The organism is Pseudomonas sp. PS02288, assembly GCF_029959715.1.
Classification (GTDB): domain Bacteria; phylum Pseudomonadota; class Gammaproteobacteria; order Pseudomonadales; family Pseudomonadaceae; genus Pseudomonas_O; species Pseudomonas_O kuykendallii.
On record NZ_JASCPA010000087.1, the window covers coordinates 1 to 12,073 of the forward strand.

At 62.5% G+C, this 12,073-nt stretch carries 12 protein-coding genes; 9 read left to right on the top strand and 3 right to left on the bottom strand.

Annotation, left to right across the window (positions count from 1 at the left end; genetic code table 11):
* The first annotated feature begins 662 nt into the window (after positions 1-662).
* From QMX85_RS22100 to QMX85_RS22125, 6 genes are read left to right on the top strand one after another with little or no spacing between them, the layout of a single operon-like run.
* Positions 663-1,625: an NAD(P)-dependent oxidoreductase gene (locus QMX85_RS22100; protein ID WP_282344539.1), complete on the top strand. Its 963-nt coding sequence runs from the start codon at positions 663-665 to the stop codon at positions 1,623-1,625.
* Positions 1,622-2,758, top strand: a complete 1,137-nt coding sequence (locus QMX85_RS22105) for a glycosyltransferase family 4 protein (protein WP_282344540.1) — start codon at positions 1,622-1,624, stop codon at positions 2,756-2,758. The genes QMX85_RS22100 and QMX85_RS22105 overlap by 4 nt, the downstream gene beginning before the upstream one ends.
* Before the next feature lie 23 nt (positions 2,759-2,781).
* The gene (locus tag QMX85_RS22110) at positions 2,782-3,240 is read left to right on the top strand and encodes a hypothetical protein (RefSeq protein WP_282344542.1); all 459 of its coding nucleotides are present in this window, start codon (positions 2,782-2,784) and stop codon (positions 3,238-3,240) included.
* Entirely contained in the window at positions 3,237-3,392 is a 156-nt protein-coding gene (locus tag QMX85_RS22115) for a hypothetical protein (RefSeq protein WP_282344544.1), read from the top strand. The genes QMX85_RS22110 and QMX85_RS22115 overlap by 4 nt, the downstream gene beginning before the upstream one ends.
* Entirely contained in the window at positions 3,389-4,744 is a 1,356-nt protein-coding gene (locus QMX85_RS22120; protein WP_282344545.1) for an oligosaccharide flippase family protein, read from the top strand. Before QMX85_RS22115 ends, QMX85_RS22120 begins: the two co-directional genes overlap by 4 nt.
* Positions 4,741-5,688 carry a glycosyltransferase gene (locus QMX85_RS22125; RefSeq protein WP_090225892.1) on the top strand — a complete coding sequence of 316 codons (948 nt, stop codon included), beginning with the start codon at positions 4,741-4,743 and terminating at the stop codon, positions 5,686-5,688. The genes QMX85_RS22120 and QMX85_RS22125 overlap by 4 nt, the downstream gene beginning before the upstream one ends.
* On the opposite strand, the gene QMX85_RS22130 is transcribed toward QMX85_RS22125, so the two are convergent.
* From QMX85_RS22130 to QMX85_RS22140, 3 genes are read right to left on the bottom strand one after another with little or no spacing between them, the layout of a single operon-like run.
* Positions 5,673-6,986 carry a hypothetical protein gene (locus tag QMX85_RS22130; protein ID WP_282344547.1) on the bottom strand — a complete coding sequence of 438 codons (1,314 nt, stop codon included), beginning with the start codon at positions 6,984-6,986 and terminating at the stop codon, positions 5,673-5,675. The genes QMX85_RS22125 and QMX85_RS22130 overlap by 16 nt on opposite strands.
* Positions 6,976-7,911 carry a glycosyltransferase gene (locus QMX85_RS22135; protein WP_282344549.1) on the bottom strand — a complete coding sequence of 312 codons (936 nt, stop codon included), beginning with the start codon at positions 7,909-7,911 and terminating at the stop codon, positions 6,976-6,978. The genes QMX85_RS22130 and QMX85_RS22135 overlap by 11 nt, the downstream gene beginning before the upstream one ends.
* A 2-nt stretch (positions 7,912-7,913) precedes the next feature.
* Complete coding sequence (locus QMX85_RS22140; protein WP_282344557.1) at positions 7,914-8,966, bottom strand: Wzz/FepE/Etk N-terminal domain-containing protein; 1,053 nt, start codon at positions 8,964-8,966, stop codon at positions 7,914-7,916.
* A 552-nt stretch (positions 8,967-9,518) separates the two neighbouring features.
* Between QMX85_RS22140 and QMX85_RS22145 the strand changes: the two genes are divergently transcribed.
* From QMX85_RS22145 to QMX85_RS22155, 3 genes are all read left to right on the top strand, one after another.
* Complete coding sequence (locus QMX85_RS22145; protein ID WP_282344551.1) at positions 9,519-10,418, top strand: glycosyltransferase; 900 nt, start codon at positions 9,519-9,521, stop codon at positions 10,416-10,418.
* Between the two features lies 1 nt (position 10,419).
* Positions 10,420-11,592 carry a hypothetical protein gene (locus QMX85_RS22150; RefSeq protein ID WP_282344553.1) on the top strand — a complete coding sequence of 391 codons (1,173 nt, stop codon included), beginning with the start codon at positions 10,420-10,422 and terminating at the stop codon, positions 11,590-11,592.
* A partial coding sequence (locus tag QMX85_RS22155) for a glycosyltransferase (protein WP_282344555.1) occupies positions 11,589-12,073 on the top strand: 485 nt, incomplete at its 3' end. The genes QMX85_RS22150 and QMX85_RS22155, both read left to right, overlap by 4 nt.

Here is a 12,073-nt window from a genome sequence, read left to right on the forward strand (position 1 = left end):
GTGCTCGCGCCGGCTATAAATCCGGAAAGAGGGGATGATTTGATCGTTTTCTAGCCGAATCACCGTTTTGAAATCGGCAAGGGCTGGAGTCAGCCAGAAATACCTGACTACTTCAGACCATCCCTAGGGCAGCGACCCGCATCAGTGTGGGTCAAAGTGTGGGTCCCAACAGCAAGCAGAAATAAATTACTTTAAAATCAAAAGCATATTTAATAAGAATACCGGCCACAAGCCGGCTTTTTTATTACCTACAGACTTTAATAATTAGAAACAAATATCCAAAGAATCGGAAGCTTGATAAATACAAGCCTCCGATGCTTGGAACGAGAACGGGTTGTATCGAAAGCACGGATGCAGGTGAAAATGCCAAACCGACCCCAGATTCGCCGAGCCCCTGGTTGAGGGAAACCACCAAGGAAGACCGCAACTAATCGGCGCCACTCCGATCAAAAGCATCAACCTGAGATGCCAAGTGTCTGGACATGCAAACGCAGGCAGGTATTTAGCGGCTTGAAGACCATAATAAAAACATGGAAGCAGGGGATGTATGAATGGATTCCGTATCTGCCATGGTGGCCCGACGGCACAGGCACACTCGTACGCATTGATTGCCACGCCTTGCTAACTTCATGGGGGCCATCAGGCAAGGGGTGGGTCCACTCGTGAGTGACAGACCGACCTCCCAGCACCCACTGACAATTGGCCTCATCGGCGCGTCGGGTTTCATCGGACGTCACCTGCTGGATTCGCTTCTCCCTTTGCCATGCGAGATTCGGCAACTGCGTCGCTCGGCGACATCTGCTCCCTCCGCGGATGGGACCCGCCATTACATCGGCAACCTGAGCACACCCGACTCGCTGCAGGCATTTCTCACCGGCACCGATGTCCTGATCAACCTCGCATGGTCAACCGCCGCCGAAGAGTCTCCACATGATCATGCTCGTCAGCTCGCCTCGGCTTGCCTCGAAAACGGCGTTCGGCGGCTGATACATGTCAGCACCGCGATGGTGTTGGGTCGTTCCGACTGCAGCGAAGCCAATGAAGATACGCCGCCCAATCCGTTGTCCCGGTACGAGAAAAGCAAGCTGGTGGTGGAGCAGGCGCTAGCGGCCACCCTGGGTTCTCGGGTCGACCTGGCGATCCTGCGACCGACCGCGGTGTTCGGTCCTGACTCCAGGAATCTCGAGCAACTGGCGCGACGCATGCTGGACTGGCCTCTCTGGACCCGGGCCGTGCTGCGTTTCGTTTACGGCAACCGAAACATGCATCTGGTGCCCGTCGAAACAGTCGTCCAGGCGGTCGAACTGCTGGCTTTCCATCCAGAGCCGCTGCAGGGCCAGGTTTTCATCGTCGCAGAGGATGCACATCCGTCGAATCACTACCAACGCATCGACGAACTCCTCGCCGCATCGATGGATGTACCGAAGCTGCGCTCTACCCTGAGCATTCCCTCTTCGGTGCTTCATGCCCTGCTGCGCCTCTCGCGGCGTTCCCAGGACGACCCACGCCTGCACATCATCGGAACCCGGCTAGCCAGCCTCGGATTCGCGCCGAAGAAAGATTTTGAACAGGCCGTGATGGAATACGGTCGATGGTACGCGTTGCAGCGGAAGGAAAATTCATGAGGATACTGCTGGTCTGTGACTCCATCGACACCACCCTGGGAGGCGGCACGGCCGAGCGAACCTTTCAGTTGGCCAGGGCGCTGCAAGATCTTGGGCACACCGTCATGCTGCTGAGCACCACGGTTGGACTTACCGCTGAACGGCGCGCCGAACTGGCCGAATTCGAGTGCCTGCTGCTGAGTAACCTGGGCCGCCGCTTCTACCTGCCACTGGCCTCTCCGGCACGCATCAGCGACTGGATAGCACGGGCCGATGTGGTACAGATCACCGGACACTGGAGTTGGCTCGCAGGGCTCGTCGGCTGGCTCGCGAAGCGCCACGACATACCCTATTTCTATTGTCCGGCCGGCTCGCTACCGGTTGCGGGCCGGTCGCGCCTGCTGAAGAAACTTTACAACGCCGTAATCGGTTACCAGCTGGTCCGCAACGCCGAACGCTGCATGGTGGTGACCGACGCAGAGCGCAAGGACTACCCACCCTACGGCATTCCTTGCGACGCGCCGCTGCTGATTCCCAATGGGGTTCACGAGCAGGATCAGGAGGGGGATCGTTCGCCGCCTCGCTGGGAGCCGGGGAGCGCTGAATCACCCTTGATCGCGTTTCTCGGGCGCCTTGCGCCGATAAAAGGGCCTGACCTGTTGCTGGCAGCATTCGCCCAGGTCAAGCAAGACTATCCGACCGCACGCTTGGTGGTGGCGGGCCCGGATTTCGGTGAACGAGCAACACTCGAAGCCATGGCACAGCAGCTGGGAATCGCCAGCAACGTCGAGTTCCCCGGACACTTGCAGCCAGACAGCAAATACCCGTTGCTGCGCGCGGCGGATTTCCTAGTGATACCCTCCCGGAAGGAAGCAATGTCCATCGTCGCGCTGGAAGCAGGCCTGGTGGGTACACCGGTGTTGCTCACCGACCAATGCGGCTTCGACGAAGTAGAAAGAATCGCCGGAGGCCGGATCGTTCCGGTCGAAGCGCCTGCAATTGCCGAAGGTATGCGCCAGATGCTGTCACAGCGGGACCTGTTGCCCGTCCAAGGCCAGCGACTCAAGCAGCTCGTTCTGCAGGACTACACCTGGCGCGAGGTGGCCCAGCGTTGTCTGCGCGCCTACTCAGGAATTTCCGTAACATCTGCGTGACGGAAACACCGAAGAGAGCGGGAATGCTGAAAGACAGATGTTTGCTGATCTCCGAAGGAACGGGGCCTTTCGGCAACGCCGCTTTCGGCGGTTTTCTTCGCAGCGCCCCGAAGGGAATCCACACCCTGGGTCGCGACGAAAAGAGCCAGCCTGATGTGCTGCTGCCGCGCCATGCGCATCCCAAGTCGAAGATCCACCGACGCGATGCGCGCCATTCCGCCATCCTTCAGAGCGCGACGCGCGATATCGTCAACGCCTTTCATGTCGCGACGCCCGAGCGGGTTGCTTGCTGCGTGCCCGACGTCACGCAAGCGGCGCACACCAAGATCAGGGGCACCGGAAAACCGGACAAAGCGGCCTATCCGGCTAGCGCCCTGGCGCTTTCCAAGACGCTGAAGGAGGTTGCCATCACCGGTCATCGCCCGGCGGATGAAACCGTTGGCCCTGAACAACGATCTGGACGAATCGGACTGATCCCATGATCGCCGTGATGGTCTTCGGCTCCAACGAGCCTGGAAGCCGGGTCGGCGTGAATTCGGAGTTTGCACTCATGGTGCCGAGCACAGCGCAGTCCAACCTTGCCGCGGGCGCCTCGCTGCTGGGGATGCTCAAGGGCGAAACGGTGCCGACATGAACTCCACCACCCCTCCGGTTGCCGCAGGCAAATCTTCCAGCCTGGCACGCAATAGCGCCATTTCCCTCGCGGTGCGCCTGCTCGCAGCCTTCTCGGGGCTGCTCGTCACCACACTCATCACCCGCACGCTGGAGCCCGCCGCGGCGGGCAACTACTTCATCCTGTTCAGCTTCTGCTCCATCAGTGCCATCGTGATCGGTTGCGGCGTGAATCTGAGTGTCGTGCGACTGGTATCCGAAGCGATGGCCCTGGGCAGGCCAGCACGGGCCAAGGGCGCCATATGGATGGCCCTGAAGCTGCTAGCCTTCGCCGCGCTGGTCTATGCGACCGTGTTGTTGCTACCGCCGGTGAGCAGGCAACTGGCGGCATTCCTGAAATTCCCACCGGACGTGCTCCTGCCGATCCTCCTGATCATCTGGACAATAGGCCTGGCGCTGCAGTCAGCCCTTGCGGAAACCTTTCGCGGTCTGCAGGACATACTCCGCGCCTCGGTGTATGGAGGCCTTTGCTCCAGCTTGCTGTACCTAACGGCGCTCGGCATCGCCGCGCTGTATGGCACTCCAACACTACGGCAGACCGTCATACTGGTAGCCGGAGCAACGCTTCTGGCGGTTCTCATCTGCTCGATGGCACTGCGCCGTGCTTTGCGTCGACTGCCTGCGCCACAGACGCCGGGCTGGCGGACATTGCTGGCGCTATCGCTGCCCCTGTGGGGTACCAATCTGCTTCTGGTCGTGCTGACCCAGGCCGATCTGTGGATTCTCAACCATTTGGCCGACAGTACCGACGTTGCCCTGTACGGAGCCGCCTCTCGATTGACCCAACTGCTCACCCTGCCCCTGCTGGTGCTCAATTCGGCCCTGGTCCCGATGATCAGCGAACAGCACGCGCTCGGCCAGCATGCCCGTTTGCAGAGCCTTCTGCGCGACTCGGCCGCACTCGCGGCATTGCCAGCCATCTTGGCGCTGATCCTGTTCGCTGTCGCCGGCCCGCTGCTGCTCGAGCTGTTCTTCGGCGCCAGCTATCGCGGTGCTCACGGGGTTCTGCTGATCCTCGGCGCCGGGCAGTGCGTCAACGTGCTCTGCGGCTCGGCCGGCTACACCCTGATGATGACCGGACGCCAGCGCGACATGTTGTGGATCACCGGGTTGAGCGGTGCGTTGTTGATCCCACTGGCGCTCTTGCTGGGTACTTGGCTCGGCGCCAGCGGCGTCGCCCTCGGCGTCGCCATTGCCTTGGGTCTTCAGAGCCTGGCCATGTGTGTCTGCGTCAGAATGCGCCTGGGACTAGTGACAGTCGCCTCGCTGCAAGGGATGCTACACCCCCTGCGAACCCTGAAGAGATTGCTATGAGCCCACGCGTAAGCCTGGTTGTACCTGCCTACAACGCAGAGCATTACCTCGCCGACACGCTGGACAGCCTGCTTGCCCAGGACTATGGCAACCTTGAGGTCATCGTCGTCGACGACGGCTCGACCGACCGTACAGCCTCCATTCTTGCGGGCTATACCGGCAAGATCGTGTTGCTGCAACAGAGCAATCAGGGCCAGTCCGCCAGCCTCAACCGCGGCTGGGGGCATGCCTCCGGCGACATCCTGGGGTACCTGAGCGCCGATGACCGCCTTGAACCCAGCGCTATCGGCAAGTTGGTCGCCGCGCTGCTCGAAGACGAACAGCGAATGCTGGTGTATCCCGACTACTGGCTGATCGATCATGAGGGTCGGCGACTCAAGCAAGTCATCGCACCGCCGTTCGACCACTACGAGGTGGTGATCAACGGCTTCTGTCCGGTTGGCCCCGGCGCCCTGCTACGACGCTGCGTGCTGGAACGAATCGGCGGATGGGACGTGCGTCTGCGGTTGATTCCCGACTGGGATTTCCTGCTGCGCGTGGGCCTGTGCGGTACGGTGCATCACTATCCGGAAACCCTCGCGGCTTTCCGCGTACACGAACAATCGCAGACCTTTCGCGCGCCTGATGAACAGCGTGCGGGGGAGTACGCCATCGCCGTGCAACGCTTTTTCTCCCGCGATGATGTACCGGACAGTCTGGCTCGGCAGCAATTCCGCGCCCGCGCCAACACCCAGGTGCTGACGGCGCGCCTGCATTTGCTGGCAGGCCGCTGGCGCAAGGCTGCGACCGCGCTTGCCGAAGCGTCGCGCTGTTGGCCGGCCTGGCCGACCCGCTACCGCAACCTCAAACTTCTGGCCAACGGCCTCTTCGGCCTGCCGCGCTTGCGTGCCAGGAATGCATGGCGTGCCTGGCTCAGGCAGCGGCTCGATCACCCCTTGCGCTGATAGAAGATCCGTTCTCCGGAAAGCATCAGCCAGAGCAGCACCATGACGAAAGCGGAAGTGGTCTCTCCGATCTGGAACAGCTGGTTGTTGGCTGGGGTGTAATAGAACAGGATCAACATCATGTACGCCATCGTCAGCCAGAGGACGCCCTGCCGGTCGAGGCAACGGCGCCAGCCCAGCGACAGCAGGAAGCCGAAAAATCCCATCAGGAACAGCGTCCCGCCCAGGCCGAAATCCGACACCAACCATGTGTAGAGCGAGTGCCAGAGCATCATCATGCTCCAACCCTTGCGTTGTTCCAGGACGCTGGGCAGGGAATTCTCGGTGAAGTAGTGGGTGCCCAGCAATGCGTCCATGTTTCGATTCAGGAACATGGAATTGCCGAAGCCAAATGTGCTCGGCGAGTCCAGGTCCATGCCGACGGCGAAGGCGTAGTAACCCTGCCCCATGTAGCGCGTCAGCGATTCATAGGTAACCATCAACGCAGGCGGCAGAACTTGCGCATATTCACCATCGCGGCGATCGGCCTGGACCATCACCTGCCCCGCCGGCAGTAGTCCCGCCTCCCCGACCCCGCCCGTCCGTCCGACCTGGCCCGCCGAAAAGAATCCTAGGAACAGCGCGAACGCCAGGACGAACAGCAGCAAGTAACGGGGGCGGAACACCTGCAGGCGAATTCCGCCGGACCAACTCGCCAACACCAGCAGCAGCGGCAGGGTGATGACGACGTCCGCGATCCCCTTGTTGGTGCCGATCGCCATGTATACGCACATGTGGAAAACGACAGCGACAATACCCAATAAGCGCCGTACCCAGCCCAGACCGCCCCAGAGATAGACCAGAAGCGGAAAGGTCGAGGTAACGGGGACGGCCAGGAGAATCCGCAGATACTCCGCCCATACGTAGGAGTTGCCGTCGAGCAGGCGATAGTAGTTATCCACGTAGGCCTGTCCCGGATCGCTGAGGCCGAACAGGATGTCCGGCACCGCGCTGCCCGCGCGGGCCAGGCTGGTTGGGATCGCGAGGACCAGGCTAACCACCAGGCAAAAATCGAAGAAGCGACGCACCTTCGCCTCGTCCAGCACGGCCCCTTTGGGGAAGGGCACGCAGGCGGCGGCAAGATAGCCCACGAGAAAGCATGCCTGGGAGGCCAGCAGGAACACCAGCAGCGACTCCGGCTCCTGCACCGGCCAAGGCCATGGACCAAAGAAGAACAGCAACACGCTCAGCCCCAGGTATGCCTGGAAGTAAAACAGCGGGAAAAGCCATCGCATGAGCCGGACGCGATCAGTCAGCACGCAGCCGCCTCGCTCGCACACGTGCCATCGCCACCCGGACCGGCTTGCTCAGCGTATTGCGCACCAACTGCAGCAGGTATCGCGGATGCATGAAGCCGCGATGCCGCGAACAGGCTTCGACGAAATAGCGGCCACCACGCAGGGGGCGGCCGCTACGCATGGCATTGCGCGCCATGAGGAAATAGGCGAACGCATAGGCTTCCTGCTTGCGTGCGAGGATGCTCGGCGCGACGTTTCCGGCGAAGTACTCATCCAGCACCTGAAGGTATTCCTTGGATTGCTCGTCGGAAGTCGATTGATAGGAAATGGACTGCGCATGCAGGCGGTAGCCGGCAAGTGACTCGGGCAGAAAACGGATGCTTCCTTCGCCCGCCAGGCGCATCCAGAACTCACGGTCCGGCGCCAGATGCAGATAGGTTTTCCAGCCGCCCACGCGGCGAAAGCCGTCTGCCCTGAACAATGCTCCGGGACCGATGTGGCACTCCTGCCGGACCACCAACTCTTCGAGATCGAACCCTTTGCAGAGACCACGCTTGACTACCACGCCATGCTCGTCGATGAGGTCGCAGTCCGGATAGACACAGACCACCGACGGATCCTGTTCAAGCACAGCGACGAGCCGCGCCACCGCGTCCGGAGCGAGCAGATCGTCCGAACTCAGGTAACCGATGTACTTGCCCTGTGCCACCTTCCACCCCGCGTTCAGCGTGGCGGCCTGTCCTTGGTTGGCCTGGGTCGACCAATTCACGCGACCATCGTAGCGGCTCAGCACCGACTCGGTATCGTCGCTGGAACCGTCGTTGATGACGATGTACTCGATGTTCGGATAGGTCTGCTCCAGCACGCTGTCCAGTGATTTCTGTAGGTAGCGCGCCTGGTTGTAGGTAGGCGTGACCAGCGTGACCAGTGGCGCCTGCTGCGTCATGCTCAGCGCGCCTCGCCCTTTCGCATGGTCGCCGCACCGAGCACCGAGGCCAGCAGCGTCCCGGCGATCAGTCCGATCAGCAAGGCGGCCAGCAGTACGAGAACCGCGCGTGGCTTCACCGGGGCGTCTGGCGGCAGCGCCAACTGATCGACCTGTACCGCCCGCATGGTGTCGGGCATTCGGATACCGCCGAGGAACGCTTTCTGCTCTTCCAGATCCCGCAGCGACTCGATGAAAGGATCATCGGACTCGCGAGCCTCCAGCAACGCGATTTCTTCGCTGATCGCCTTGGAGCCGCGCAGATACAGCAGGCTGCCGTCGATGAACGAGGCAAGGTTGTCCTGCGCAGCAACCCGCATGGAGCTCGCCTGCGGGGAGTCAAGACCGACGCTACGGGCAATCTGCAGCGCCTCCTTCAGCGCCGCGATGCGGTCCTTGCGCCGCTTCAGCGCCGTTTCTCTCAACAGATCGATCTGGCGCTGCAACTGGGCGCCGCGCTGATGGATCGACGCCTCGACTGTCTCGCGGATCTCCTGGTCCGCCAGACGCTCGGCGCTGCGCACGTACGCGTTGGCCCAGTCGGCGGCCTGCTGAGGCTGCTCGGACAATACGTCGACCTGGAGGATATAAGGCTTGAGCCTGTCCGGGGCCAACACCTGGAGCTGCGTGTCGAACGCACGGCGCAAGGCGCCCTCGGGCCTCCGGCGCTGCTCTTCGCTCAGGCCCGGCAAAACCGTTTCCCTGAAGAAGCTGAGTCGCAGGCTGTCGCTGAACAGATACTTCTGAAACGCACTGTAGACTGCGTCCGAATCCCAGACCGGCAGTCCCGCCCGACCGTTGTCCTGGTTATACCCGGCAATCGACGCCGGCGTCGGCGGCAACAACGTGGTTCTCGCCTGGTAGACCGGCGCAGTGAGGAGCAGGTAAAGCCCCGCGCAGGCCAGGGCGGCCAGCGTCGGCCCGGCTACCCACCTCCAGCGATGCAACAGAAGCCGCAGATAATCGAAGAGGTCGAGGTGATAAGAGGAGTCCGCAGTTCCACGTTGCGTCAGCATGTTCACTAAGAAATCTCTCGATTATTCGTGCTCGCGGGATAGTAACGATTTCATTCGGCGGCGCCAGTGTTGCTTCCCGTAACCAGGCGGCTTCAGACCACTGGACTACCCGCACGGCGGCGAGCCTTCGACCGTTTCGTACCAGGCCCGCCACGAGACGCGCCGTCCATGATGGTGCCCACCGCCTTTCGTACCTACCCTGCCTGCGCGGATGAGAGGCCTGAACGGGTATAGCTTAGGCGCAAACAGAAGATCGATCTGAAAGACCAAAACGGAGCGGTTTCACGGGTTTTAGTCCCTCGTAACGCTATCGATACGAGAAAATCCCCTTCTGGACTGGTAAATAGCCACGCGTCAAGGCATTCTCCCGCGGCGCCTGGGCGCACCTGCTCGCGTCGCCTCCCGAAGAAAGAGCTCCCACGCCATGAACCGCTCGGCGCGAGGAGAAGACATGCCTGTATGGAAAATACGATCATCCGACCGATCGACAGAACAGCCGGCCTGCCGCGCGTTCCGCTGAAAAAGCCGCCTTGCCGATAGAACCGAGAAACCATGCAGCGTTCCCCCGACGACGTCGCGCGCCAGCCCTCTGCCCCACACTGTTCGCTGGTCATCGCCACGCTGCACGACGACGGCGAGTTGGAGCCTTGCCTGGCGAGCCTGGTGAAACAGGAGAATGCGCCAACGCTCGAGGTGATCGTGGTCGACCAGAATGGCGACGATCGCCTGGTCGAGGTGATCGCCCGTTTCGCCGGGCTTCTCGATATCCGCCATGAGCAGGTCGACTTCCGCAGCGCCACCCGTGCCCGCAACCTCGGTGCGCGCCTGGCGCGGGGAATCTGGCTGGGTTTTCCGGACGACGACTGCCAGTTGCTCTCGGATGCCCTGGGCGAAGTGCAACGACTCTCCAACGACCCGCTGACCCAGGTGATCACCGGCCAGACCATCGACGAAACCGGCGCGCCCAACGTGCTGCGCTGGAAGCAGGAGCCGACCGAGTTCACCCGCCGCACAATGTTCAGCTGCCTGACGGAAGCCACGCTCTTCGTGCGCCGCGAGCTGTTCCTGCGGGCCGACGGCTTCGATGAGCGCTTCGGCCCCGGCGCCCCCTTCCCAGCAGCCGAAGGCATCGACCTGATGAACCGGCTGTTCGACCACATGGATGGCCTGAAAGCCTGCTACAGCCCGCGGATCAAGATGCAGCACCCGAGCAAGATGCCGCCCTGGAATTCCTGGGCCGTGGGTCGTTTCCACAGCTATGCCATCGGCGATGGCGCGCTGATCGCGAAGAATCCCCAGCCTCATATGCTCAACTGGGGCATGCGTACGCTGGTTTCCTCGTTCATCCAGCTGTTCACGCTGGACGCCTGGAGAAGCGCGGCCTTCGCCGCGCGGATCCTCGGCATGCTGCGCGGCTTTACCGCTTTCCACCTGGCATCCTGGCGCAAATGACATGCGTGGGCTGAAGTACATTTCCTGGGGTGACACCACCGGTTACGCGGTCGCGGCGAAGGCCTATGTCCGCGCCCTTGTGGATGCCGGCGTCGAGCTGACGTGGGCGCCGATGCTGCCCGGCGCGGATCGCTATCAATTGCAGCCCGTCACCGACTGGCCGGAAACCAAGCTGAACGGCGTGTGCAACCGGCCGATCGACTACGACACCGTGCTGATCCACACCGTGCCGGAGTATTTCCCCGCGCTGATCGAACAGGAGCGCCAGGCCGGGCGACGCATCCTCGGCTACACGGTGTGGGAGCTGGAAAACCTGCCGACGCACTGGCCAGAGATTCTCAACCAGCTGGACGCGGTGCTGGTGCCCTGCCAGTGGAACGTCGAGGTGTTTCGCCGCGCCGGGGTGAACGTGCCGATCCACGTGGTGCCTCACCTGCCCCAGTTCGAAGGCCTTGCCGAAGCCGCCCCCGCTGCACGCGCCGCGCTGCGGGCACGCCTGCCCCGGGACGACCGAAAGCGCTTCGTGTTCTACACCGTGGGCTACTGGTCCAATCGCAAGGCGCCCTACCTGGCGCTCGAGGCCTACTGGAAGGCCTTCGACGCCAGCGATCCGGTGTTGATGATCGTGAAGACCAGTCGCAACGACATCACCCAGTGGCATCGCCACTGGCGCAATGGCTTTCGCCTTCGGCATCCGTCGCCGGCACGCAGCGTCGCGCGGCTGGCGCGCCGCTTCGCCAACCCCGCGCGCGTTGCGGTGATTGCGGACGAGTCCCTCGGCGACGAGGAAATGCTCGCGCTGCACGAAATGGGCGACTGCTTCGTTTCGCTCACGCGTACCGAGGGCTGGGGCCTGGGTGCCTTCGACGCGGCGCGGCAGGGCAAGCCGGTGGTGATCACCGGCTATGGCGGGCAACTGGACTATCTCGACCCCACACTCAGCGCGCTGATCGACTACACCCTGGTGCCCGTTCACGAACCGACCTGGTCCGCCAGCTACAAGCCGTCCGACCTTTGGGCCGACCCCTCGGTGGAGCAGGCCGCGCGCCAGCTGCGGACAATCTTCGACGCGCCCGTCGCGGCCCGCCAGCGCGCGGCGCAGCAGGCGGCGCGCATCGCCCGCGACTTTTCCCCGGACGCCGTGATCGCGGCCCTCCTCGAGGCCCTCGCATGACCCGCCCGATCCCCAACATCTTCCATTTCGTCTTCGGCCTGCGCGAGCAGACCGAGCCGTTCCACCTGATGTACTACCTCTGCCTGGCCTCGTGCCTGGAGGTGAACCAGCCCGAAGAGGTGCACTTCCACTATCACAATGAGCCACACGGCGAATGGTGGGAGCGAATCAAGCCGCGGCTGCGCCTGCGGCGCATCGACCCCGAGCGCTTCGTCGCCGACTACCGCTACGATGACCCCACGGTGGCGGCGTTCCGCTATGCCCACCTGGCCGATTTCGCGCGGCTGCGGATCCTGCTGGAGGAAGGCGGCATCTACGCCGACATCGACAGCCTGTTCCTGCGCCCCTTGCCGACGGACTGGCATTCGCGGCAGTTCGTCCTCGGCGAGGAAAAGGCCCCCGCCGGCGCCGAGGACGACCGCTCGCTGTGCAACGCCTGGATCGCCTCGGCGCCCGGTGCCGAATTCTGCCGGTACTGGCT